Source organism: Bacillus sp. SM2101 (genome assembly GCF_018588585.1).
Taxonomy (GTDB): Bacteria; Bacillota; Bacilli; order Bacillales; family SM2101; genus Nanhaiella; species Nanhaiella sioensis.
Window position 1 is genome coordinate 1 of sequence record NZ_JAEUFG010000019.1, and the last position, 26,146, is coordinate 26,146.

Consider the following 26,146-nt stretch of genomic DNA (forward strand, 5'->3'; position numbering starts at 1 on the left):
TTATTGGACATAAAAAAGCCCCCTTAAGGTAATCAGATTTTATTTTTTAATCTGTCTACCTTAAGGGGAGCATATCAGAAAAGGTCATCCTTTTTTCTATCATTTGTTATTGTTGTAATAACATATAAATAACTTTTGCTGCTTGTGCACGTGATGCAGTATTGTTTGGACCAAAAGAACCATCTAGGTAACCCGTCATCATGCCTAGCTCATTTGCTGAGGCAACATAATCTTTTGCCCAATCCCCAATGCTGCTTGCATCACTATATGATAATTCTGTAGATGGCATGTGTGTTGTATCCATCTTCACATTATAAGCACGTATTAACATAGCTGCAGCTTGTTCACGAGTAATTGATGAACTTGGGTCAAATATTGTTGCTGTTTTACCTGTTACAATGCCTGCTTCAAACGCTGCAGTAATTTCTGCTGCTTGTTCAGCTGAAACATCTGTAAATGGTGATTCATTTGTAGCAGTTAAACCAAGAGAGCGTACAATTAATGATGCAAATTGAGCACGAGTGACATTTGCATTCGGGTCAAATATTGTAGCAGATTTTCCCTTGATAATTTCCATAGCTGTCAATTCATCAATGTACTGTTTCGCCCAATGATTTTCAGGTACATCAGTAAATTGTTTGCTTTCAGTATCACTGTCGTTATTGTCGTTGTTACCTTCTTGATCTCCAACTAAATCAATTGAGAATTTCGCAAAACCACTTTCAAGCGTTTCAATATGAGCGATTTTTTCTCCCTCTATATATTTTGTAGCTTCAGGAGAAGTTTCAAATGTTACATTTACTTCAGAATTAATTGGTGCAAATGACCAATTCATATCAGCTGAAGGGTTAATTGTTTGTTTATCTAAAATGTAATTGATTATCGCTTGGCGGTTTTCATCCGGTGATTCAATGATAACTTTGTCAGCACTAATCCCAGGGAAATTACCACCACCAGTAGCTCGATAGTTATTTGTTACAACAATAAATTTCTGTTCACTTGAAACTTCTTTGCCTTCAAATTGTAAATTTACGATACGGCTTGCATCTGGATTAACGATATTTCCTTTATCATCATACTTTGCAGGTTGTGTTACATCGACTTGATAAGAAACACCATCAATTACGTCAAAGTTATAAGTCGGGAATGCAACATTAATTAACTCTTGCTCTTCAGTAGAAGATGCATCAATTTGATTAAATTGTCCAGCTGACATTTCTAGCCATTCTTTCACATCCGCACCATTAATAAGAAGGGCTTGTAGCGTATTAGGATATAAATACATATCTGCTACATTTTTAATCGCAATTTCTCCTGCTGGAACATCAGTGTAATAAGTCGCTCCTCCACGTCCACCAGCTTTGAAAGGTGCACCTGCTGAAAGAATTGGTAAACCCTCATATTCAGTACCTTGAACATAGTTTTCGACATACCATTTTTGTGCATTCGTTACGATTTGAATTGAAGGATCATCTTGAACGAGTGCAAAGTAGCTATTAATTGGTGCTGTTGTCGTTCCTACTGGGCTGTTAACCCAATCAATAGTTCCTTCGTGTTCCTCGTGCACTGCGTCAACAATTGATTGATCTGCATCAACTAATGGCGTATTTGATTCTTTATCATAGATAGCTTGGACAGAAGATTGTGAATCTACAACAGTCCAACTACCATCTTTCTTTTCAAGTGTGAAATCGATCAATCCCAAATGATTTCCCCAGTAACCAGGCATAACAGATGCTACACCGTTAATTTTACCAGTTTCAGCATCAACACCCTCTATGTCAGCATATGTTTCACTCGGGAAGACGGAATGAGAATGTCCAAATAGAATTGCATCAATACCTTCTACTTTACTTAATTCAAATGTTGCGTTTTCTTGCATTCCTTCATCGGTTGCTTTCCCTATGCCTGAGTGAGGGATGGCAACAATGATATCAGCACCCTTTTCTTTCATTTCTGGGACAAACTTTTCAGCAGTTTCTATGATATCCTTTGCGATGACTTTTCCTTCAAGATTTTTCTTATCCCAGTTCATAATTTGAGGAGGTGTAAATCCAATGACACCTACTTTAAGCGTATGTGTTTCGCCATCTTCATCGACTACTTCACGGTCTAAAATAAGGTATGGTGTGAAATAATTCTCATCATTTGTTGCATCACCATCTTGATCGTCAATGTATACGTTCGCATTTACATACGGAAAATTTGAACCTTTTAAGCTTGTCTCTAAAAAGTCTAAACCGTAATTAAATTCATGATTTCCAATATTACCAACATCATAATCTAATAAGTTCATCGCTTTATATACAGGATGTGTTTCACCATCTTCAAGCACATCGACTTTTGCGACATAATCACCTAAAGGATTTCCTTGAATGAGATCCCCATTATCGAATAATAAACTGTTTTTCGCTTCCTCACGTGCTTGCTTAATCAGTGTTGCTGTTTTTGCAAGCCCAAAGTCTTGAACCTCTGCATCTTTATAATAATCGTAGTTTACTAGATTTACGTGTATATCTGTTGTTTCCATTACTCTTAGCTTAACGATATCTTCATTTTCAGCTGCATGAGTTACAGCTGGTGCCATTTGTGGCAAAGTCATACTAAGTGCTAAAGCGGTACTAAGTGCCAGTTTTTTCTTAGATTTTTTCATCTAACGTACCTTCCCTTCTCATAATACAAATTAAATGCATATGTATTATAACAAAAAAAATAAAAAACTTGATAATAATTTTTCTTTTTACGAAAAATTAACAAGTTAGACGCAATTCACCATATGTAAAGGAGTATTAAATAACGTACTTAAATCACTCCTCATATATTTTTACTAAAAGCTGTTTTCGTATTCATTGTTGCTTTTCGTAATAAGAGCTAAAAGCTGCGGCATCTTTTCACCTTTAAGGACTAATAATCATCTAAAATACACATCAGATGCTCTAATTTAAGTAAAAAAAGCAACATAGAAAAAGAAAGACCCTTATAACAAAATCAGTACAAAATTAATATTTAATAATGGAATTTCCATTTTCCGACCTTATGCTAATTCGCTTTGGAAAAGTATGAGTTGGTTGCTCATAAGATTTTGTTATCGGTAAATGTGTTTCATAACTTTCAGCAGTATAGGGTGTAAGAGTATTGTTAGAGCTGGTTGGTATCATTAATTGATTTTCAGTCTCGCTTACACATAGCTCAACTTCTGTACTATCCATAGGTTGAGCTTGTTCGACAACTCGTATTTTCCCATCATTATTAAGCTTTAATGAGGAAAGATTTCTTTTATTCATGTAAACTCTCTTTTTCATCATTTTATCACCTCTATTCCTGCTTCTACATGTAAACCTACTCTTCTTTAAATGACTGTACTAAATTTTCAAGCTCTTCACGATTATGTGTAATCATGCCTTCTAAGCGGTCTACTAAACCCTGGATATCTTTATTATTAGTCGTTCCGTTAGATGAAACATGCTGGAATAATAGCACAATTGCATATGCCACAGCTGAATTATCAACATATACAAATGAATTTCCACTCTTTATAATTTTTGAGTTTCCATTTTCATTTCTAAGGTCTGCTGTTAAAAGACTTTCAATTTGCTTCGAAAATTCACTCATATATTTTGCTACAGTTTTATCAATAAGCTGCTCAACTTCTCTTTGGTTTATCACCCTTAAATCCCCCCTTTGTTTATATGTATACGAAAAGGTTTGGCTTCTTGTATAGACAGCCTCCTATTTTGCCACGAAAATATTCATGTTTTTACATATTCAATAGAATTTCATTATTTATTTTTTTCACACACTTGTTAGCAATAACCATTAAATATATTAACTATGGCTTGAATCGTAACTTTATTGATTTTAACTAAATTGATACAGCTAGCTGGAAATGTTAGTTAATGGAGATTGGTTTAAGAAGAAAAGTATCACGATCTCGCTGAATTCGAGTTTATGTCGAATACGAAAAATATCAATTGCTGTGCAGGAAGTCTTAACTGTTAATGAATCAGGTGGTGACGATCCTCTACCTGATTCATTAACTTTCTAATAGAAATGAGGTCTTTCAACTATTTCAATTCAGTTTGATGAGATGAGACTTTAGCATTTAAGCTAGTTTAAATGACCAAAGTAATATAATTACAACTATCAAACTGATCCATACATTTTCAGCTTAATCCTTGTCATCTTTTTTACCTTTTTTGCAAAACTCGATACTAGAAGCTCCGTTTTTAATCTCAATTTCATCTTTATCTAGCTGTGCTTGTGCCTGAGCTTGTAATTGCGCCTGAGCCTGAAGTTGTGCTTGTAATTGCGCTTGAAACTGTGCTTGTGCTTCTAATTGAGCTTGGAGTTGTGCCTGTAACTCAATAATCTTATTAAACACATCATCTCTACTTCCCATGCCTTCTCCCCTCCTTTATTTCTATATAAAGAACTATCAATTAAGCGTCTCCTTTGTCGCACCACCAGTCAGGTAATTCAATAGATGCAGTTCCATTTTTAACCCAAATTTTGTCTTTATCGACTTGCGCTTGTGCCTGCGCCTGAGCTTGAGCTTGGAGCTGCGCTTGAAGTTGTGCTTGAATCTCTGCTTGTAATTGTAATTGTGCCTGGAATTGCGCTTGGAGCTGAGCTAAAATCGCAAGCAACTTGTCGTAATCTTTATCTGTATATTCCATTTCTTTCCCTCCTTCTATAGCGGATTTACTTACACTACCAAGGTATGTCTATATTGAAATATAGCAACGGCATCTGTTCTATATAAAATAAAATGGTCAAAATCATTATTTTTAATAGATATTATAGTTTTTAATTTTTACATTTTATTGAATTTTGTTATTTTTAGCATGAATAGTTTATGCTATCGGAGAATATGTACTTATGTATTTTCTATTCGAGAGGATGGTTTGCGTGTGGTATGCAAAAGAAGTGAATGACATCGCTACTGAGTTAGACACAAATCTCGATTCAGGGCTATCTAGTATTGAAGCTAAACAACGACTAGAACGTAATGGGCCAAATGAATTTAAAGAGCAACAAGAATCAACTTTGTTGCAGTTGTTATGGGGACAAATTAATAGTGCTTTAATCTATATTCTACTAGCTGCAGCTATCGTTTCATTTATCGTCGGGGAGATTAGTGATGCAATCGTCATTTTTATTGTCATTGGTATCAATGCAGTAATTGGAATTATTCAAGAATCTAAGGCAGAAAAAGCATTGGAAGAATTAAAAAAAATGTCAACACCTAAAGCGATTGTGAAACGTGACGGCATCATTCAAGAAATCCCTTCCAAAAACATTGTTATAGGAGACATCGTCGTCATAGATACAGGACGTTACATTCCTGCAGATGTTAGGTTTTTCGAAACTGTAAACTTAAAGGTTGAAGAGTCTGCTCTAACAGGAGAGTCCCTTCCAGTTGAAAAAAACTCAGCGTGTTTAAGTACTAATAATATTCCTCTTTCAATTCAACAAAATATGGGATTTATGTCTACTCTTTCTACTTACGGAAGGGGATTAGGTATCGTAATAGGTACTGGCATGGATACAGAGATAGGCAAAATTGCTAGCTTATTAAGAGAGCAAAAAAAGTCGTTAACCCCCTTGCAGAAAAAATTAGATGAGCTTGGAAAACTACTAGGTTTTGCAGCAATTATCATTTCTATGCTCGTTTTTCTTATAGGTTTTTTTCAAGAAAGAAATGTAACAGAGATCTTTCTAATAGCTGTAAGCTTAGCCGTAGCAGCTATACCAGAAGGCTTACCTGCAATTGTAACGATTGTTCTAGCTCTTGGCGTTCAAAGACTAATTAAAAAGAATGCGATTGTAAGAAAACTTCCTGCAGTAGAAACATTAGGATCTGTTAGTGTCATATGTTCAGATAAAACTGGCACATTAACTCAAAATAAAATGACGGTTACTAAAACTTTTATTAATGGGAAATACATAGACTGGTCGGACTTGAATGTTCAATCAAAGTCCTCAAATATGTTAATAAAAGTCATGCTATTATGTAACGATGCATCATTATATGAGAAAGAACAAATAGGTGACCCTACTGAAGTAGCACTCCTTGCAGCAGGAATAAATTTCAAGTATTCAAAAGCTGATTTTGATCATCGTTTTAAACGATTATACGAAATACCATTTGACTCTGACCGAAAATTGATGACAACAGTGCATCATGTTAATGAAGATGTTCTTATGTTGACAAAAGGGGCTCTTGAGAGCATCCTTCCGAAATCAACTAACATCTTAATTGATGATCAGATTTGTACTATGTCAAATGATAACCGAGACGATATTCTTGAACAAGCTAAAGAAATGGCGAACGCTTCTCTACGCGTATTAGCCTTTGCTTATAAAATGATAACGAATGAGAAGAAATATGATGAAATTCAAGAAGATCAATTTATATTTATTGGACTCGTAGGTATGATTGATCCTCCGCGTTTAGATGTCAAAGAATCAATTGAGCTTTGTAAAAAAGCAGGCGTAAAGCTAGTGATGATAACTGGAGATAACCATAAGACTGCGTTAGCTATATCAAAACAATTAGGAATAGCTGAACATGAATACGAAACAATGACAGGTCAAGAGCTCGATAAGTTAACAGCGTTGCAATTAAAATCGCGCATATTAGACACTAAAGTGTTTGCTCGTGTTTCGCCTGAACATAAAGTGCGTATCGTTGATGCACTTAGATCTAATGGTAATATTGTAGCAATGACTGGAGATGGAGTTAACGATGCACCTTCACTCAAAAAAGCTGATGTAGGTGTAGCGATGGGGATAACGGGTACAGATGTAGCAAAAGGAGCATCGGATATTATTTTAACTGACGATCGCTTTTCAACAATTGTATCAGCAGTTAAAGAAGGTAGGAATATATATTTAAATATTAAAAAGTCGATCCTTTATTTGTTGTCGTGTAATTTAGGGGAAATTGTGGCGCTCGTTTTTGGTATTCTAATGGGTTGGCCAGCCCCTTTAACTGCCATCCATATTCTATGGGTAAACTTAATTACCGACACTCTTCCAGCAATTGCTCTTGGCTTTGAAAAAGGGAATGCTGATGTTATGAATCACAAACCTAGAGATCCGAAACAACGAATCATAACAAATAAGGAAATTAGATACACATTACTTAATGGATTGGTTATAGGTATTGCTACATTAATTGCCTTTTCAATAGGATTAAACGGTGAAGTAAGTTTTCTTACAGAGCAATCACAATCATCAGCTGAATCAATTATTCGCGCACAAACGATGGCATTTCTGACATTAAGCTTTGCTCAGCTTTTCCATTCTTTTAATTTAAAACATGAGAAAGAAACGATCTTTCAAAAAGGATTTTTCTTAAATAAATATTTAATAGGAGCTTTTATCATCGGGTTCGGAATACAAGTTCTATTAGTCAATATACCTTTTTTCCATCCATTCATTAACCTTACTTACCTATCACTAGAGCAATGGTCTATCGTTATTGTCATTTCTATCATACCAATTATTGTTAACGAAATTAGCAAGTTATTAAAAAACAAGTATCTTTAAACTCCCTTGGGCAATAATGAAAAAGCTCCCTGATGTTGATATCAGGGAGCTTTTTCATTATTTTATTCTAATATTTACGTATTAATAAGCTTCCTTAACCATTCATCAAATTCTTCTCTCGTTTTCTTTTCACCATCTACATACATGTCGACCTTTTCCTCTTTATAGAAAAAGTAAATTTTATAATGCTTATCACTATGTTTCCCTTGAAAGAGCATTACATTATAATCATCGCTCTCAAATGTCCATGCTGGACCTTCAAATTTGTTCGTAAACAAATCATATAAGCCCTCGTCATTTGGAGCTTTAAATTTTGCCATTTGCATCTTCATTTTTTCTTCTAAATTTTCCATATCCTTACTCGGCTGTTCTTCAGCTTTCTTGGTACCTTTTGATTCAGCTATAATGACTTCATCAGTCATTTTGGCAAAAGTCCCTTCATGAAATAAAAAGCCACCACCTAGTAAAGACATTACAAACATACTAACAACGACCATATTTATCATGCTGGCTACCCTCCTAATTGTATACATTAGTTTAAATTCCCGTTGTTATTATTCACAATTACCATCATAGTATTCACTTAGACAAATATAAGATTAGCTGACTAGTAGATAGCTTTTTAACCTTCTTGAAGAATTGGCTTATTTCCTCGTGCCGTTAGCATGAGTGGAGCTAGAAGCTCAAACGCGCTGCTGTCTTCTCCGACATGCTCTAATGAAGGCACTATTCGCCTTCGGGTGTGTCGATGAGACTTAATAATATGAATCATGAAGGTCGATGCTTTGCCTGAGCATACACATGAAAATGCCTTAAATAATGCCGCAACAGCACCGTTTATCCCTTCTTAGTCATACTACGATATACAATATATTTGCGATTTAAATATGTAAGAGGAACACTCCACACGTGTACAAGCCTCGTAAATGGCCAAATCGCAAAAAGTGCTACTGCACTGATGATATGTATTTTAAACCCGAACGGTGCGCCTATCATCAGCTCAGGAGTTGGTCGAAACATTAAAATCCCTCTTATCCACGGTCCTATATATTCTCGATAATCGAATTCTCCTCCTGTTGCCGTATAACCAACTGTATTTGTAAAACCTGTAAGAACAACCGCCCCTAAGACAACTAACACGACCAAATCGCTTTTTGAACTGTTAATTAAAATTCTACGTACTGTGATCCTTCTCAAAAATAATAAAAACCCACCAACTACCGTAGCTACACCAGCTGCACCGCCAAACCACACTGCCCCGAAATGATACATTTCCTCTGAAATTCCAACATAATCATAAAATCCCTTTGGAACGAGCAACCCTGCAACATGGCCAAAGAAAACGATAATAATTCCCCAGTGAAAAAGTAAACTTCCCCATTTTAATTTCTTCTTTTCCAAAAACTCACTAGATTTCGCTGACCACCCAAACTGATCGGTGTTGTACCGATAAATATGGCCCAACACAAATATGGCTATTACAATATAAGGGTATATTAACCACCAAAATTGATCCCAAAATGACATTTCCATCCCTCCATGGCCTTAGTGAGAGTTCCTTTATATTCAAGCTACCCTGCCTGTTTTTGTTCTATTAATGAATCAATAGCTAGTATACAACCGTTTAATACATGTTCATAAGGACTTGCTAGACTTGTTAATTCCTTTTGTAAACGATCTATCGACTTCCGATGAATATTAAACATTTTCATAGCACTCTCTTCAGAAGCTTCCGATGCGAATTCTAAAATTAAAGGAAAAAAGTCGGGTAATTCATCATTTTTGATATAAAAGTCCTCTTTCGCAAATTCAAACCTAAGTTTAACGAATGCTTGACCTCTTTCACGGTTATCACCAAACACGTCATACGTTAAATACAGTGTTGTTTTGTCATTAAAATCAAAAGTGTTGACATATGTTTCACACAACTCAGTCAAACAATGGTTGGCAGTATATTGAACAAAATCACTATAGGCTTGCTGTACTTTGTTATCGCCGATGCTATGAATTGCTTTAATAATCTCTTCATCACCCACCCATTCTTTTGAAGGGTAATGTAAAAAAATTGACGCAAGTTTAAATATAGTCTTACTGTCTTCCATCTTGAGCATGCTGTATATCACTCCAATATTTTTCTCCATACAAATATAAATCCTCGTTATTCTCGCTTACACTACAATCATTGCACCCTTCCATATAGTCATAACCAGTTGACCCTTGACCAAAATACATATCTCCAACCTTTTCTTTATGAGATGAGGGTATAACGTATCGATCGGAATATTTCGCTATAGCAGCCAGCTCATACATGTCGCGAGCTGACTGTTCGGTTAAGCCAGCTGACTCTAAAATATTTGAGTCAAATGATTTTTGGATATTTACACTTCTCATATAACTTCTCATCGCCACTAATTTTTTTAATACACCCTCTATAACCTTTGTATCTCCAGCACTTAATAGATTAGCCAAATATTCGATTGGAATGCGAAATTGTTTAATTGTCGGAAACACAATTCTTGGATCAATTGAGTCAACTTGACCACCGAGTGCATCCATCATCGGACTTAGTGGCGGAACGTACCAAACCATCGGTAACGTACGATATTCAGGATGAAGTGGGAGTGCAATCTTTTGCTCAATAGCTAACTTATACACAGGTGATCTTTGAGCAGCTTCAATCCAATCTTCTGGAATTCCCTCATTTATGGCATTGCGTATCACTTCCGGATCATGTGGGTCTAAGAAAATATCCAACTGAGATTCATATAACTTTTTCTCATCACTTACGGATGCAGCTTCTTTCACACGTTCTGCATCATAAAAGACTAGGCCTATATATCGAAGTCTTCCAACACACGTTTCAGAGCAAATTGTTGGTAACCCACTTTCTATTCTCGGAAAGCAAAATGTACATTTTTCTGCCTTCTTCGTTTTCCAATTAAAATATACTTTCTTATAAGGACAACCTGTCATACAAAATCGCCAGCTCCGACACGAATCTTGATCAACTAAGACAATGCCATCTTCATCTCTTTTATAAATTGATCCAGAAGGACATGATGATACACAAGGTGGGTTAAGACAATGTTCGCAAATGCGTGGTAAATACATCATGAACGATTGTTCATATTCAAACTTAATCTTGTCCTCGATCCCTTGTATATTAGGATCATTTTCACCTGTAATATGAACACCTGCTAAATCATCTTCCCAGTTTGGTCCCCACTGTATATCCATATAGTCACCTGTTAGCTGTGATTTCGGTCGTGCCACAGGCTGATGCTCACGCTCTGGACTATTAATCAATGTTTCATAATCGTAAGTCCAAGGTTCATAATAGTCATCAATTTGTGTCAAATCCTTGTTGTAAAAAATGTTGAGAAGCTTACTCGCTCGGCCACCAGCCTTCAGCTCCAATTTTCCGTTCCTTACTTCCCACCCCCCTTTATGGGTTTCCTGATTTTCCCACTCCTTAGGATAACCAATGCCAGGTTTTGTTTCGACATTGTTCCACCACATATATTCAGCACCAGGCCGATTTGTCCATGTATTATTACAAGTAACACTACATGTATGACATCCAATACACTTATCTAAATTCATAACCATTCCAAATTGTGCTTTAACTTTCAAGCCAGTTCACCTCACCCTTCTCTAGCCTGCGGATCATGACCATTTCATCTCGCTGATTACCTGTTGGGCCGTAATAATTAAAGCCATAGCTTAGCTGAGCATACCCACCAATCATTTGTGTAGGTTTAATATGAATTCTCGTTGGACTGTTAAATGTTCCTCCTCGCAACTTCGTAGTTGGTGAACCTGGCACATTAATCGTTCTGTCCTGGACGTGATACATATAAGCTACCCCTCTAGGCAAACGGTGACTCGTAACTGCTCGGGCAACTACGACACCATTTCTGTTATACATCTCTAGCCAATCGTTGTCGTTAATCCCTGCATGATTGGCATCTTCATGATTAAGCCAGACGTGTGGACCACCTCTAAATAACGTAAGCATCGGTAACGTATCACCATAAGTACTGTGATATGACCATTTGAAATGCGGTGTTAAATAACGCAACTCAATTTCATTACCGTGATTCGGCCTGTGATCTTGATCTAAAAATGTTAATTTACGAAGAGGTGCTTTAAATGTAGGTAGTTCTTCACCAAATTCTATTATGGTTTCATGGTCTAAATAGAAATGTTGTCTACCCGTTAATGTTCTCCATGGTATGAGACGTTCTACATTTGTCGTAAAAGGTGAATAACGTCTATTTCCAGTCTCTGTGCCGCTAAATACTGGTGATGAAATGACTTTTTGAGGCTGAGCAGTAATTTCATCAAAGGAAATGTGCTCTTCTGCTCGTTCGATTGCCAAATCTTTTAACTGCTGCCCAGTTTTCTTCTCCATGACATCCCATGCTTTCATTGCAAGAGAGCCGTTCGTTGTACTGGACAACGTTAGAATCGTTTCAGCTACATTTCGATCCGTATACAGACTTGGACAATCTTTGTAATCCTTTGTTTGTCTTGCTACACCATTTATTGCTTTTAACTTTTCATACTCTTCCTTTGCATCCCAACCAATACCTTTAGCACCAATGCTGTTCTTAATTACACCACCTAATGCAATATATTTCTCATATACCTTTGTGTACTCCCGTTCTACAACATGAATACGAGGTAAATTTACGCCAGGCTCTGGTTCTACATCATCATGCTTCCAATCAGGTATTTGCCCAAATAATTGTGAAATTTCATCTTTCGTATCATGTAATAAAGGTGTTGCAACAATATCTTTCGTTGGCTCTGGAAAAATCTCTTTTGCTAATTCAGAAAATTTTTCCGCCAAATTTTTGAATGTATCCCAATCAGATTTACTTTCCCAAGGGGGTGCTATTGCTGGATTAAATGGGTGTACGAATGGATGCATGTCTGTGCTACTAATATCATATTTCTCATACCAAGTAGCAGCAGGCAGGACAATATCCGAATACAACCCCGTTCCAGTCATGCGAAAATCTATATTAACTAACAAATCGAGTTTCCCTTCAGCTGAAACTTCTTGGCTATCGACTTCAGCAGTATGTAATTCATCATTTTCAACACTTAAAGAGCCATGATGTGTTCCTAAGAGGTGTTTCAAAAAATACTCATGACCTTTAGCAGAACTGCCTAATAAATTAGCGCGCCATACAATTAATGACCTAGGAAAGTTAGCAGGATTACTCGGATTTTCAATAGCAAACTTAAGTTTGCCGTTCTTTAAATTTTCTACAACATACTTCACAGCTTCATCATTTGTCTTTGCGTTTGCTTTTTTATAAAGATGTATAGTATTTTCCTGAAATTGTGGATAAGAGGGTAGCCACCCTAATCTAGCCGCTAACGCATTATAATCTGCTAAATGTTCATATCTTGGTTTATCAATCGTTGGAGAGATATGGTCAGCAACTGACTGATCCTCATACCTCCACTGCTCCGTTGCAAAGTAAAAAAATGATGTGCCGTTTTGTAAGCGTGGTGGTCCACCCCAATCACGTGCAGTTGCAACGGTTTGCCAGCCTTCTAATGGCCTCACCTTCTCTTGCCCTACATAATGAGCCCATCCCCCACCATTCACGCCTTGAGATCCAGTGAGCAATACAAGATTTAGCACCGCTCGATAAATGACATCTGAATGATACCAATGGTTAATTCCAGAACCCATAATAATCATGGATCGACCATTTGAATCAATTGCATTTTGCGCAAACTCTCTTGCAATTTGTGCAACAACCTCTTTGTTAATTCCCGTTTTATCTTCCTGCCAAGCTGGGGTATATGGCTTTGGATCATCATAATTTGTTGGATAATCTCCTGGTAAATTACGACTTACGCCTGTTTTTGCTAGTAATAGATCAAATACAGTTGTCACATATTGAACTTGGCCATCTCCATCACTAACTATTCTTACAGGTATAGTCCGTTCAAGCGTGGCTTTCTCATTTTCATCAAAATAAGGAATTGATATCGAAAGCAGTTCATCTTCTTTATTAAGAAGCGTTAATAATGGTGAAATGGACTGTCCATCTTCTGATGGCTGTTGTAAGTTAAGATTCCAGTTACCTTTATCCTCCCAACGATGTCCTATTGTTCCATTAGGTATAAGAAGTTGGTTAGTTTCACTATCTATAACGACCGGCTTCCATTCAGCATGAGTTACATTCTTTCCAATATCACTAGCCCTTAAGAAACGAGTAGCTACATAGGATTCTCCTTTTTTTTCAAGCTTGATTAAGAAAGGGAGATCAGTATACATTTTTGCGTAGTTATCGAAATAAGGCGTATTTTTGTCGACGTAGAATTCCTTAAGTATGACATGAGTCATTGCCATTGCTAAGGCAGCATCCATGCCTGGGTTAACAGCCAACCAATGGTCTGCAAATTTAACGTATTCAGCATAATCAGGACTAATTGAGACGACTTTCGTTCCTCTATATCTCGCTTCTACCATAAAATGTGAGTCAGGGGTTCTAGTTTGTGGTACATTAGAGCCCCAAATTAGTAAATAACTAGAATTGTACCAATCTGAACTTTCCGGTACGTCTGTTTGTTCACCCCATACTTGTGGTGATGCTGGAGGAAGGTCAGCATACCAATCATAAAAACTAAGGTTGGCACCACCTATTAATGATAAAAATCGTGCACCGCCTGCGTGACTAACCATTGACATAGCTGGAATCGGGGAAAAGCCAAAAATTCTATCTGGTCCATACTTGTTAATTGTATATAATAACTGTGCAGCGATAAGTGTATTTACTTCGTCCCATGAGGTACGAACGAACCCACCCTTTCCTCTTGTAGATTTATATCGCCTTTCCTTGTCAGGATCTTCGATAATACTCGCCCAAGCATCAATAGCATTGGAATTCTCCTTCATTGCCTGCCGCCATAATTTAATAAGACTGCTCCTTACATATGGGTACCTCACTCTTAAAGGACTATATATATACCATGAAAAACTAGCCCCTCTAGGACAGCCTCTTGGTTCATATTCAGGCATATCAGGGCCTGTTGAAGGATAATCAGTTTGTTGAGTTTCCCACGTGATAATCCCGTCTTTTACATGTATTTTCCAGCTACAAGAGCCAGTACAATTCACACCATGTGTGGACCGAACTACTTTGTCATGCTGCCACCTTCTACGATAGTATTTCTCCGTTTCCCTATCATATGGTGATAGTTCACTGTGGTCTGTAAGCTCAGTTGTTTTCCCGAAATATGTAAGTTTCTTTAGAAGTGGGAGCTTCTTTTTACTCATTTTCCGCATCCTTCCTTATTTAGAAATCATCGCTATGAGATTCTTTTGCCCAAATCATTTAGTAAATATTCTTAAATGATTAGATGTTTAAAAGTTAATAAGGTGTTTATACTGTTAACCATTAACAACACGAATAATGAGGTGAATGAAGATGTCAGGACCATCATTAAGAAAATTGGACGCCCATCAATCAATTCATGAAGGAGCAGTCACTGAGGGGAAAGAGTTACTTGATATGCTAGTGAAGTTATATAAAGACGACCAACACCAATACGCACAAACTGTTGCAAAAGTGCTAGTTGAACATTGGGAAACTAGAACGATCGCTCACGCAGATTCTGAAGAGGAAGGATTTTATGTTGATCTTCTTAATAAGAATCCAAATTTAAAAGAATCATTAACTATGTTAAAGCGAGACCATGACTTGTTACGAATATTAGTAACGGACGTAAAAGACATGCTAAAAAACGAAGGGTTAACTGAAGAAGTGATTGACCATTTTAAAGCTATATTAATTGTTTTGGATATACATAATCATGATGAGGAGATACTTTTGTCTTAATTACCTAGACTCCTTCGATAAATGTTACTGCTTTCATTACTAATAATGGCAATAAGGTGAAATCTATCGACCACCATAATTAAAAATTAACCAAAATACCATAAAACCTAGATTTAGTGCAAAAATCAACAAATGCGAAAACTGCCATTACAAAAGAGCAATCTTTAAGATTATCTAAAGGTTGCTCTTTTATTATGAATTTATTGGAACGTACGGGTCTTATTTCCGTTTTTTCAGAAGAAAAGGACATAAATTCAAGTTGCGGACGTTGTTGTTGCTTAGAGTGAAAAACAGTAAATGTACTCTTATTGACATGCTTTTCCTTATTTAGAATATACACGTATACAAATATTAACCAAAAGGAATGATAACATAGATTAATATTTAGGACGGAGGATTTGCATGGCTAGAATTACGAATTGGGAACCAGAAAATGAAGATTTTTGGGAGCGCGAAGGTCGAAGACATGCTCGAAGAAATTTATGGATATCCATCCCTGCCCTACTACTAGCATTTGTTGTTTGGCAAATATGGTCAGTCGTTGCTGTCAGATTAAATGATGTAGGCTTTTCTTTTACCCAATCTGAATTATTTACGTTGGCAGCCCTTCCTGGATTAACAGGAGCAACGTTTCGTATATTTTTTACTTTTATGCCTGGAATTGTTGGTGGAAAAAATTGGACAGTCATTAGCACAGCGCTTTTGCTTTTACCAACTGTAGGAATTGGCATTGCAGTCAACAATCCAGAAACGTCCTTTACAATGATGGCAACTTTAGCAGCATTATGTGGTATCGGTGGTGGGAATTTTTCTTCATCCATGGCAAATATTAATCCATTTTATCCTAAAAAAGAGCGAGGGGCGGCTTTGGGATTAAATGCTGGTATTGGTAACCTAGGTGTTAGTGTCGTGCAATTTCTCACTCCAATCGTCATAACAGCAAGCATTATTGGGACTTTTACTGGGACATCGCAAACATTAGACAATGGTGAAACCATTTGGATTCAAAATGCAGCGTTCGTCTGGGTAGTTCCGATTATTATCATAACACTAGCTGCGGTAGTCGGCATGGACAACTTACCGGGAACAAAACAATCATTTAAGGAACAAGCTATTATATTCAAAAGAAAGCACACTTGGATTATGACTTGGTTGTATACGATGTGCTTTGGATCATTTATTGGATATGCCGCTGCTTTTCCATTGTTAATTCAAAATGAATTTGCCGAACAAAATGCAGTCGGGTTAGCATTTTTAGGGCCATTAATCGGAGCAGCAGTCCGTCCAGTAGGAGGGTGGATATCAGACAAAATAGGCAGTGGTGCACTTATTACATTTTGGGACATTATTATTATGATTATTGCTACGATAGGTGTAATATACTTCTTACAAATTCATCATTTTACCGGATTTTTAATCATGTTTCTTATACTATTCTTTACTACGGGAATAGCAAATGGCTCTACTTTCCGTATGGTTCCTTTTATTTTCCCAGCAAAAGAGTCCTCACCAGTGTTAGGTTTTATTGCAGCAATCGCAGCTTACGGTGCATTTTTAATCCCAAAAATATTTGGCTGGTCAATTGACACAACGGGCTCTGCCAATTTTGCTTTATATATATTTCTTGTATATTACGCGATCAGCTTAATAATTTGCTGGTATTATTATTCTCGAAAAAATGCTGAAATTAAATGTTAATCAACTTCTATTTGTAATTATTTGGGGGAGAATTCCACATGAAACCTAGTGAATTAATGAAGTTTCAAAACAAACAAATTCGAGTATTACATTTTACGTGGATAGCTTTTTTCATTTCTTTTTTTACGTGGTTTAATATGGCACCTCTAGCCACAACGATGGTCCAATCTGTAGGATGGTTGACAGATGATCACCTCGCGGCATTAGCTATTATAAACGTTGCTCTAACTGTCCCAGCAAGAATAGTTGTTGGGATGTTACTTGACAAATATGGACCTAGAATCGTTTTTTCTGCCTTACTCATTATCATGGCTTTTCCTACCTTTGTTTTTGCATTCGGAAATTCATGGATGCAGCTTTTCGTATCTCGACTAGTTTTAAGTGGTATTGGTGCAAGCTTTGTCATTGGAATTCGAATCATTTCCGAATGGTTCCCTCCAAAAAAAGTTGGCTTTGCAGAAGGCTTTTACGCTGGATTTGGCAATTTTGGTTCGGCTGCAGCTGCTGTTCTGTTGCCTTGGATAGCTATACAAATTATCGGCGGTGACAACGGCTGGAGATATGCAATTGCTTATACAGGCGTTATTTGCCTCATCTATGGTATCATTTATTTCTTTATCGTAACTGACACACCTGAAGGCAAAAAATTTCTTCGATCAGAAAAAATAGCAGCAATGCAAGTAAGCTCTTGGGGTGATTTAATTCAATTAATTATTTGGACAATTCCATTAGTCGGTGTTTTGGGATTACTCGCATGGCGATTAAAAAATTTAAACTTCATTCCGCAAAATACCTTATATGTTATTTATGTTATTCTGCTCATTGTACTCACTTATCAAATCATTCAAATATTAAGAGTAAATATACCTTTGCTAAAATCAAAGGAAACAACATCAGGAGGCTATCGCTTTAAAAATGTCGCTGCTCTTAACACAACTTATTTTGCAAACTTCGGTGCTGAATTAGCAATCGTCTCGATGTTACCAACTTTTTTCTTAACAACATTCTCTTTAACCCCGACAACAGCGGGATTAATAGCCTCATCTTTTGCATTTGTTAATTTATTTGCACGGCCGTTAGGTGGATGGATATCTGATCATGTTAGAAGTAGAAAGCTAATCATGCTCGCTTATATGTTTGGAATATCCATAGGGTTACTTGGGATGGCATTTATCAACTCAAGTTGGCCTATTGTTCTGGCTGTTACCATCACTGTTTTAACCTCTATGTTTATCCAAGGAGCAGAAGGAGCTACTTTTGCCGTAATCCCTTTTATTAAACGTAAAATGACTGGCCAAATTTCCGGCATGGCAGGTGCTTATGGAAATGTAGGAGCCGTTGTCTACTTAACATTACTCACTTTCGTTACTCCTAGACAATTTTTTATTATTCTGTCTGTAGGTGCATTACTAAGTTTTATATATTGCATGTTTGCTTTAGAAGAGCCAAAAGATTCCCATGGTGATGAATATACAGCTGAAACATAGAATCAATAGGGGTTTTTTCTATTGAAGTGAAACCCCTGAGACCCTCGCCTAACTCACTAGGTTATTCATCATACTAACCAGATTCTTATCCACTAGCCTAGATTTACTAGCCAATTCACTTATTACTGTTTAAAATTGTTGATTTTCTGTTCAAACTTACTGGTTTACTATCCAAAATCACTATTTTACTATCCAAACTCGCTGCTTTTCTATCCAAAATCGCTGGTTTACTATCCAAACTTACTGCTTTTCTATCCAAAATCGCTGGTTAACTATCCAAACTTACTGGTTTACTATCCAAACCTCATTTTACTATCCAAACTTACTGGTTTATTATCCAAATTCGCTGCTTTTCTATCCAAACTTACTGGTTTTCTATCCAAACTCGCTATTTTACTATCCAAACTCTCTGCTTTTCTATCCAAACTCTCTGCTTTTCTATCCAAACTCTCTGCTTTTCTATCCAAACTTACTGGTTTTCTATCCAAACTCGCTATTTTACTATCCAAACTCACTGGTTTTCTATCCAAACCTCTGTTTACTATCCAAATTCGTTGATTTACTATCCAAACTCTCTTGTTTACTATCCAAAATCGTTGATTTACTATCCAAAATCTCTGATTTTCTATCCAAACCTCGGTTTACTATCCAAAATCTCTGCTTTTCTATCCAAAATCGCTTTTTTACTATCCAAATTCGCTGCTTTTCTATCCAAACTCACTGGTTTACTAACCAAACCTCTGTTTACTATCCAAACCCCTCATCTTACTCTCTATATCTTTACTTAAATATACTCATATATTCACCGTACCCTTCTTCTTGCAAATCATCTGCTGATATAAATCGTAGGGCAGCTGAATTTATACAATATCTTAAGCCTGTTGGTTTCGGTCCATCAGTAAACACATGACCAAGGTGGGAATCTGCATTTTTGCTCCTTACTTCTGTACGTGTAATAAACAAGCTGCGATCTTCATGTTCAACAATATTATTTGGTTCAAGAGGTTGTGTAAAGCTCGGCCATCCAGTTCCTGAATCATATTTGTCTAATGAACTAAACAATGGTTCTCCAGAAATAATATCAACATAAATACCTTCCTCTTTATGATCCCAGAATTCATTATCATATGCCTTTTCTGTACCATCCTCTTGGGTTACTTTATATTGTATAGGCGTTAAGCTCTCCTTTAACTCTTCTTGAGAAGGCTTGATAAATGCTTTAGGAATGTCAAATTCTCTGTCATCACCCCAAGTCTCATCTAAATATTGATCTCTTCCCGAGTTATGTCGATAAAATTTATACTTTAAGCTATTCTTTTTGTAGTAATCTTGATGATACTCCTCTGCTTTATAAAATGTTGCAGCTGGTAGAATCTCTGTTACAATTGGATCGTTATATCGTCCAGATTCATTCAAGCTGCTTTTTGACTGTTCTGCTAGCTCTTTTTGTTCTTCATTTTGATAAAAGATTGCTGTTCGATACTGTTCTCCACGATCAACAAACTGCCCACCTGAATCTGTTGGGTTGACCTGTCTCCAAAATACCTCTAATAAAGTTTCATAGGTTACTTTCTCAGGGTCGTAAATAATCTCAACTGCCTCAATGTGACCTGTTGTTCCAGCAGACACTTCTTTGTATGTTGGATTTTCTTGCTGACCGCCAGTATATCCTGAAACGGCATCTATCACACCATCAAGCTTTTCAAACGGTGGCTCCATACACCAAAAGCAACCACCTGCAAACGTCGCTTTCGCATACATTGATTCATTATAACTTTGTTTTACAGTAGCTTCCTGCTGATTAGATCCAAATAAAAAATACATGCCTACAATGATAACTAGGCTCACCGATAGGATCATCGTTATTTTCCATTTGTTTTTTTGCACTTTTATACCCCTCTCTATAAATGTAGTTCATCATTGTTCATAGCGTATAGAAAGAACCTTATAAAAGGATAACGAAAAGATTAACAAAGTATTACATATGTAGATACTAAGGAGTGCTTTTTTCTTATGACTCTTTTCGAAAACATTGAGTAACTGATGTGTATGATGTGATTGTTATCGTCTTTAGAGTTTAAAGCTCTTATTACAAAAAGCAACAATGAACTCGAAATCAGCCTTTCTTATTTAGACAAATGAAGAGGATCAGATATCAATAAAGTATTAATTACTTTAAAAATTCCACATTTAAGAAATGGGGTAACAAAAATTGCATAATTTTTTTAAAATTCTAGTTATTATATTAATTAGATAAAGAATATAATATATACATCTAAACTACTAATTTAAAAAGGGAGTGAAATGTGAGATGGATATGATGAACCAAACGATTATCCGACCAATGCATGTAGAGGACAACGAACAAATAAAAGCTTTAATGCTTGAGTATATTTGTGATTTTTATCATAAGGAGCAGCCACCAGCAAGTAAGATCGACAACCTAATAAATATGCTCACTCAACAAAAAGAAGGAATCCAATTTGTCGCGGAGCACCATGGAGAATTAATTGGTTTTGCGACATTATACTTTTCATACAGTACATTAAGTGCACAAAAGGTTGTCGTACTAAATGATTTATATGTAAGAAATAACTATCGAGGAACTGGGGTTGCAGAGAAGCTTTTTCAAAAGTGTGTAGATTACAAGGATACAAATAACTTTGCTTTTATGTCTTGGGAGACAGCACCTGATAATACCCGTGCTCAAAACTTCTATAAAAAAATGGGTGGAGTTAAGGGCGAGTGGCTAACTTATTCAATTTAAGAGAAATTACATAGAAAAAAAGTTGCTCCTCTAAAAATTAGTGGGGAGCAACTTGCTACTTACTTAATTGAAGAAGTTTGGTTGTTATATATGACTCTAAAGTTACCTTTTGAAATTCTCACTGTAACATCTGAAACATTTGCAATATTGTTATCATGTGTAACAACGATGACGCATTTTTCCTCTTCATGTGCTAAATCTTGAAATAGTTTAACGATATCTTTAGCAGTCTTTTCATCCAAATTTCCAGTCGGCTCATCAGCGACTATTAAATCTGATTTACAACTCAGTGCCCGTGCAATAGAAACACGCTGTTGCTGTCCCCCACTTAACGTAAGCACCTTTTGTCCAGCTTGTTTTTCAGTAATACCTACCTTTTTAAGCATACTCAGTGCAAAATCTCTTTTATTTGCTTCATCTGATCCAGTAATCTCCATTGCGGTTATAACATTTTGAATAGCTGTCATATAAGGTAGTAAATTATATGACTGAAAGACGATCGACACATATTTGTTTCTAAAGTTAGATAAACCAATTTTTTTTATATCTTTTCCTTCATATAATATTTTCCCATTTTTTGGCATATCCAGTGCACTCGCCATAGCTAAAAAGGTTGTTTTACCTGAGCCAGAAGGTCCAACTATCGAATAAAAATTCCCCTTTTCAAAACTTACATTAACATTATTTAAGATTGTCTGTTTTTCATTTTCATGCTCATACCAATAATTTACGTCTATAAATTCCAATAAGGCACCCATTTTATTTCCTCCTCAGTTAATCTTGCCTTGATAAAATTGTTTTTGGCTGAAGGCTTAATATTGACATAGATGGAATTAACGTTGATAATATTGCAATTAATAAGCCAATCATCCCTAGCATACTTAAATCTCCGGCTGTCACATCAATTTGTAACTCATTAACTGGCTCAACATCTATTTGTTGTTGTACTTGCCTTGGCATTCTCTGTCCGAAAGAAGCAGGGTTTGAGGCTGTTTCTTCAGATTGTTGTATTTCTTGTGATAACAGCTGGTCACCTATTTGTCCTGCAACGACATTACCACTTACAGCAGATATACCGAGTGCTATAACTGCTACAACTAAAATTTCTACTAAGAATTGTCCAATTAGCTTCCATTTCTTTTCACCTATCGCTAATAAAACACCCATTTCATACTTTCGTTCACGAATTGACATCATGACAATTAACCCTAAAATAATTGCACCAGCAATCGTTACTAAATAAACGACATTGGTTGAAAATGATGCAACATTTTCGATAGGACCAATCATCTGTTCATATAATTGATCGTTAGCATCTAGCTTAAAAACATCAAAATCGATAGTACTTTCAAGAGATGCTTCATCAATAAAGCTTTGAATATTTGCAGGGTCGTCCATAAAATATACTGCGTAATCTATAGCGTCTTCATAGTCTTCACTCTTCAAGCTAGAAGCAGTAGTATAAGGTGTGTATACTCTGTTATATGGGTTCAAAAAATCGAAACTTGCTGCTTGATCATCTACTAGTTCTGTTGTTTCATAGATTCCGACAATCTCGAGCATTACCGAGCTAGCTTCATCTGTTCTTTGAATCGTTAACGTGTCACCAATAGCTAAATCATTTGCTATAGCTAAATTTTGTTCTATTACTGCAACGTCCTCACCTATGTCCTCTTCCGTCAAATGGCGACCTTCAACAATCGATGCTTCATCATTTAAAAATGTCTCGACCGAATCTGTAAATAATACCCCTTGAACACTTATATCTGCCTGGACTCCACGCATATTTCCAGAGTTATTAAAGCCCCCTTGTCCTGTATTTGTTTCCTCTTCATCAATCGGTTCACTAACAATCGGTTCAAAATCCTCAGCCAACCCAGATGCAGAAGAATAATAGTTATATCCTTTTATGTTATCTAATGATAACAATGCTGTAGCAGACTCTACTGGAACTGGGACAGATTGCATACGCCCTTGTTGTCTACCTTCACTTTGTTGTTGTCCTCCTTCTGCCATAAGCTTTTCTCTATCGACTTGTAAGGTGACCTCTCCACCTAATTGTTGTCTTGCTAATTCGCTAGATTTTTGGGCTGCAGTTTGAATGGATAGACCAGCCAGTACTAAAACACAAATCACTGAAAAAACAAATACTAGTAACATACTTTTTCCTTTACGAGCAGTTACACTCAAGAAAGCACGTTTTAAGAAATTCATTCTTACTCCTCCTAATCATTTGCAATTATTTATATCTAATTAATATGTCTTGTGTTTTTTTTAGGGATGTTTTCGTATTACTTTTACAACGCACAAAACTAGCGTTCATAGTAAAATGAGGATAATCCCATACCTTTTCTAGTTATTCTAGTTTGTAAAAGTAACAAAAAAAGCATTTATTAATAATTGATAATCTCCTCCAATCTTTGGACTTTTTTATGTGAATGTATAAATCTTAACGCCTATATATGTCCAAACTATGAATGAACTATTTCGTAACCTTTAACGAAAACGAAATATTTTACATAGAGGTTGAAAATAGTCATTATTCAATTTAACTTTAAATAAAGTAATTTTTAGTGGAGGTGTAAGATGAAGATTCTAGTCATCGAGGATAATGAAAGTGTTTGCTCTATGCTAGAAATGTTTTTTTCAAAAGAAGGCTTGTCTGGAAAATTTGTAAATGATGGACTAGAAGGCTATCACCAGTTCAAAAAAGAAAATTGGGACTTGCTGATTATCGATTGGATGCTTCCACATATGGACGGTGTAAGTATTTGTCGCAAAATAAGAGAAGAGCAAAGTACCGTTCCTATCATTATGTTAACAGCTAAAGATAGTGAGTCAGATCAAGTACTAGGTTTGGATATGGGAGCTGATGACTATGTAACGAAACCATTTAGTCCACTTACACTCATGGCACGCATAAAAGCAGTTACCCGCAGATATCATCAAGGACAACCTCAAAGTACTGAAACGGATGAGATTCAAACTGACTTTGTAAAAATAAATAAAAATACACGTGAAGTATTTTTAGATGATACATTAATTTCAAATTTAACACCAAAAGAATTTGATCTTTTGTACTTTTTTATTCAACATCCAAGACAAGTGTTTTCAAGAGAGCATTTATTAGAAAAAGTTTGGGGTTATCAATATTATGGTGATGAAAGAACTGTTGATGTACATATTAAAAGATTACGCAAAAAACTAGGTACCAACTCGCGCCCTTTTTTCCACACAGTATGGGGTGTAGGTTATAAATTTGATGAATTGGTTGAAAGTAATGAGAATTAAATATATATATCAACTTATTGGAAGTCACATTAGTATTTTAGTTATTGCATTGTTAATTTTAAGTTTGTTATTTACTCACTTTGTCGAAAACTTAATCTTCCAAAACAAAGTTGATGAATTACTGTCATTTGGTGATGAAATTTTAAGTGTTATAGACCAAAGCAGCATTGAGACTGAGAAACCTTTAAAGCAATATAACGAAGTATTAAGGGCAAGGAACATTCGATTAATAATGTTTGATAATAAAGGATCCATTCTATCACCCTTTGTTGATCGTTTTAAAAAAATACAGTTAGACGAAAAAGAATTACAGCAAATATCTAACGGCGAAACAGTAGTTATAAAGCATGATATACAACGCTTTGATCAAGAAGCATCATTGGTTGCTATTCCTTATGTTATTGATCAAAAAGTGCAAGGAGGCATCTTATTAATTGCACCTATTAGTAATACACAGGATATGATTAGTTCTTTAAATAGAGCTTTACTGTACACAGTTATTATCTCATTATCCATTTCTTTATTATTAAGCTGGTTATTATCAAAATTGCATGTTAGACGAATCCAACACATTCGTGAGGCTACTTCCATGATTGCAGATGGAAACTATAATGTTAATGTGCCAGATAGAACCCTAGATGAACTAGGAGAATTAGCAGCAGACTTTAACCAAATGGCTTCAAAGTTAAGAGAGTCAAATGACGAAATTAATCGACTAGAAAAGCGACGTAGACAATTTATTGCAGATGTATCACACGAATTGCGAACACCATTAACGACAATAAGTGGCATAATTGAAGGTTTAAAAAATAACATGATTCCAGAGCAAGAAAAAGATAAAGGCCTGAATTTAATTAGTACAGAGTCAAAGAGGCTTATTCGACTTGTAAATGAAAACTTGGATTATGAAAATATTCGTTCACTTCAAATTCCACTACATAAAGTCGACATACAGTTGTTAGATATATTCGAAATTATTAAAGAGCATTTAATTACTCAAGCAGAGCAAAAAAATAACCGAGTAATAATACATGTTGATGAGGACATTTATATCCATGCTGATTATGACAGGTTAATGCAAATTTTAATAAACATTACGAAAAACAGCATTCAGTTCACGTCTGATGGTACGATCTGGCTAAGAGGCAAGAAGGGATATAACGAGGTGATCATTGAAATCGAGGACACAGGGATCGGCATAGATTCTAAAGAAATTGAAATGATCTGGCACCGTTTTTATAAAGCGGATATTTCACGTAGAAATAATCCTTACGGAGAGTTTGGATTAGGTTTAGCTATCGTTAAACAACTTGTAAATTTACATGGTGGTGAAATTTCCGTTGACAGTAAAAAACAGCATGGTACTAAATTCGTCATTGCCTTTCCTATAAGTAAACCTGAGACTGTAAATCGCATAGATAAGTCTGTCGATTAAACGATATTAGATTTTGAATAAGCAAATCAGGTGGAGGGTTCCTCCA

General features: G+C 35.9%; 22 protein-coding genes. 8 read left to right on the plus strand and 14 right to left on the minus strand.

Annotated elements, in window-relative coordinates:
* Positions 1–106: 106 nt before the first annotated feature.
* From JM172_RS16840 to JM172_RS16850, 3 genes are all read right to left on the minus strand, one after another.
* Positions 107–2,653 carry a bifunctional 2',3'-cyclic-nucleotide 2'-phosphodiesterase/3'-nucleotidase gene (locus JM172_RS16840; RefSeq protein ID WP_214483544.1) on the minus strand — a complete coding sequence of 849 codons (2,547 nt, stop codon included), beginning with the start codon at positions 2,651–2,653 and terminating at the stop codon, positions 107–109.
* Positions 2,654–2,999: 346 nt separating this feature from the next.
* Positions 3,000–3,284 (minus strand): hypothetical protein, encoded by a 285-nt coding sequence (locus JM172_RS16845; RefSeq protein WP_214483545.1) that lies wholly within the window; start codon positions 3,282–3,284, stop codon positions 3,000–3,002.
* 55 nt (positions 3,285–3,339) lie between these two features.
* Positions 3,340–3,666 carry a hypothetical protein gene (locus JM172_RS16850; RefSeq protein WP_214483546.1) on the minus strand — a complete coding sequence of 109 codons (327 nt, stop codon included), beginning with the start codon at positions 3,664–3,666 and terminating at the stop codon, positions 3,340–3,342.
* A gap of 220 nt (positions 3,667–3,886) precedes the next feature.
* Between JM172_RS16850 and JM172_RS16855 the strand changes: the two genes are divergently transcribed.
* Positions 3,887–4,045 (plus strand): hypothetical protein, encoded by a 159-nt coding sequence (locus JM172_RS16855; RefSeq protein WP_214483547.1) that lies wholly within the window; start codon positions 3,887–3,889, stop codon positions 4,043–4,045.
* A 123-nt stretch (positions 4,046–4,168) separates the two neighbouring features.
* On the opposite strand, the gene JM172_RS16860 is transcribed toward JM172_RS16855, so the two are convergent.
* Positions 4,169–4,399 (minus strand): hypothetical protein, encoded by a 231-nt coding sequence (locus JM172_RS16860; protein ID WP_214483548.1) that lies wholly within the window; start codon positions 4,397–4,399, stop codon positions 4,169–4,171.
* 40 nt (positions 4,400–4,439) lie between these two features.
* Positions 4,440–4,676 carry a hypothetical protein gene (locus tag JM172_RS16865; RefSeq protein ID WP_214483549.1) on the minus strand — a complete coding sequence of 79 codons (237 nt, stop codon included), beginning with the start codon at positions 4,674–4,676 and terminating at the stop codon, positions 4,440–4,442.
* Positions 4,677–4,899: 223 nt separating this feature from the next.
* Between JM172_RS16865 and JM172_RS16870 the strand changes: the two genes are divergently transcribed.
* Positions 4,900–7,554 (plus strand): calcium-translocating P-type ATPase, PMCA-type, encoded by a 2,655-nt coding sequence (locus tag JM172_RS16870; RefSeq protein ID WP_214483550.1) that lies wholly within the window; start codon positions 4,900–4,902, stop codon positions 7,552–7,554.
* A 74-nt stretch (positions 7,555–7,628) separates the two neighbouring features.
* Here JM172_RS16870 and JM172_RS16875 read toward each other — a convergent pair whose 3' ends face one another.
* The 5 genes from JM172_RS16875 to JM172_RS16895 form a co-directional block, all read right to left on the minus strand.
* Positions 7,629–8,060: a hypothetical protein gene (locus JM172_RS16875; protein WP_214483551.1), complete on the minus strand. Its 432-nt coding sequence runs from the start codon at positions 8,058–8,060 to the stop codon at positions 7,629–7,631.
* A 331-nt stretch (positions 8,061–8,391) separates the two neighbouring features.
* Positions 8,392–9,081 carry a respiratory nitrate reductase subunit gamma gene (gene narI / locus JM172_RS16880; protein ID WP_214483552.1) on the minus strand — a complete coding sequence of 230 codons (690 nt, stop codon included), beginning with the start codon at positions 9,079–9,081 and terminating at the stop codon, positions 8,392–8,394.
* A gap of 44 nt (positions 9,082–9,125) precedes the next feature.
* Positions 9,126–9,656: a nitrate reductase molybdenum cofactor assembly chaperone gene (narJ, locus tag JM172_RS16885; RefSeq protein WP_214483553.1), complete on the minus strand. Its 531-nt coding sequence runs from the start codon at positions 9,654–9,656 to the stop codon at positions 9,126–9,128.
* Positions 9,643–11,187 (minus strand): nitrate reductase subunit beta, encoded by a 1,545-nt coding sequence (gene narH, locus JM172_RS16890; protein WP_214483554.1) that lies wholly within the window; start codon positions 11,185–11,187, stop codon positions 9,643–9,645. The genes narJ and narH overlap by 14 nt, the downstream gene beginning before the upstream one ends.
* Positions 11,177–14,860 (minus strand): nitrate reductase subunit alpha, encoded by a 3,684-nt coding sequence (locus tag JM172_RS16895; RefSeq protein WP_214483555.1) that lies wholly within the window; start codon positions 14,858–14,860, stop codon positions 11,177–11,179. The genes narH and JM172_RS16895 overlap by 11 nt, the downstream gene beginning before the upstream one ends.
* 151 nt (positions 14,861–15,011) lie before the next feature.
* On the opposite strand from JM172_RS16895, the gene JM172_RS16900 reads away from it, so the two are divergent.
* From JM172_RS16900 to JM172_RS16910, 3 genes are all read left to right on the plus strand, one after another.
* On the plus strand, positions 15,012–15,422 hold the full coding sequence (locus JM172_RS16900) for a hemerythrin domain-containing protein (protein WP_214483556.1): 411 nt from the start codon (positions 15,012–15,014) through the stop codon (positions 15,420–15,422).
* Between the two features lie 402 nt (positions 15,423–15,824).
* On the plus strand, positions 15,825–17,120 hold the full coding sequence (locus tag JM172_RS16905; RefSeq protein WP_214483557.1) for an MFS transporter: 1,296 nt from the start codon (positions 15,825–15,827) through the stop codon (positions 17,118–17,120).
* Positions 17,121–17,158: 38 nt separating this feature from the next.
* On the plus strand, positions 17,159–18,607 hold the full coding sequence (locus JM172_RS16910) for an MFS transporter (RefSeq protein ID WP_214483558.1): 1,449 nt from the start codon (positions 17,159–17,161) through the stop codon (positions 18,605–18,607).
* 293 nt (positions 18,608–18,900) lie between these two features.
* On the opposite strand, the gene JM172_RS16915 is transcribed toward JM172_RS16910, so the two are convergent.
* Positions 18,901–19,137: a hypothetical protein gene (locus JM172_RS16915; RefSeq protein WP_214483559.1), complete on the minus strand. Its 237-nt coding sequence runs from the start codon at positions 19,135–19,137 to the stop codon at positions 18,901–18,903.
* Positions 19,138–19,387: 250 nt separating this feature from the next.
* Positions 19,388–20,494 carry a peptide-methionine (S)-S-oxide reductase MsrA gene (gene msrA, locus JM172_RS16920; RefSeq protein ID WP_483297262.1) on the minus strand — a complete coding sequence of 369 codons (1,107 nt, stop codon included), beginning with the start codon at positions 20,492–20,494 and terminating at the stop codon, positions 19,388–19,390.
* 424 nt (positions 20,495–20,918) lie between these two features.
* On the opposite strand from msrA, the gene JM172_RS16925 reads away from it, so the two are divergent.
* Positions 20,919–21,374, plus strand: a complete 456-nt coding sequence (locus JM172_RS16925; RefSeq protein ID WP_320258796.1) for a GNAT family N-acetyltransferase — start codon at positions 20,919–20,921, stop codon at positions 21,372–21,374.
* 59 nt (positions 21,375–21,433) lie between these two features.
* On the opposite strand, the gene JM172_RS16930 is transcribed toward JM172_RS16925, so the two are convergent.
* Both JM172_RS16930 and JM172_RS16935 read right to left on the minus strand, forming a co-directional pair.
* Positions 21,434–22,132 (minus strand): ABC transporter ATP-binding protein, encoded by a 699-nt coding sequence (locus tag JM172_RS16930; RefSeq protein WP_214483560.1) that lies wholly within the window; start codon positions 22,130–22,132, stop codon positions 21,434–21,436.
* Positions 22,133–22,148: 16 nt separating this feature from the next.
* Positions 22,149–23,588 carry an ABC transporter permease gene (locus tag JM172_RS16935; RefSeq protein ID WP_214483561.1) on the minus strand — a complete coding sequence of 480 codons (1,440 nt, stop codon included), beginning with the start codon at positions 23,586–23,588 and terminating at the stop codon, positions 22,149–22,151.
* Between the two features lie 372 nt (positions 23,589–23,960).
* Between JM172_RS16935 and JM172_RS16940 the strand changes: the two genes are divergently transcribed.
* Together JM172_RS16940 and JM172_RS16945 are read left to right on the plus strand one after the other, a co-directional pair.
* A complete protein-coding gene (locus JM172_RS16940) occupies positions 23,961–24,665 on the plus strand; it encodes a response regulator transcription factor (RefSeq protein WP_214483562.1) in 705 nt (234 codons plus the stop codon).
* Positions 24,655–26,100 carry a sensor histidine kinase gene (locus tag JM172_RS16945; RefSeq protein ID WP_214483563.1) on the plus strand — a complete coding sequence of 482 codons (1,446 nt, stop codon included), beginning with the start codon at positions 24,655–24,657 and terminating at the stop codon, positions 26,098–26,100. Before JM172_RS16940 ends, JM172_RS16945 begins: the two co-directional genes overlap by 11 nt.
* Positions 26,101–26,146 lie beyond the last annotated feature (46 nt).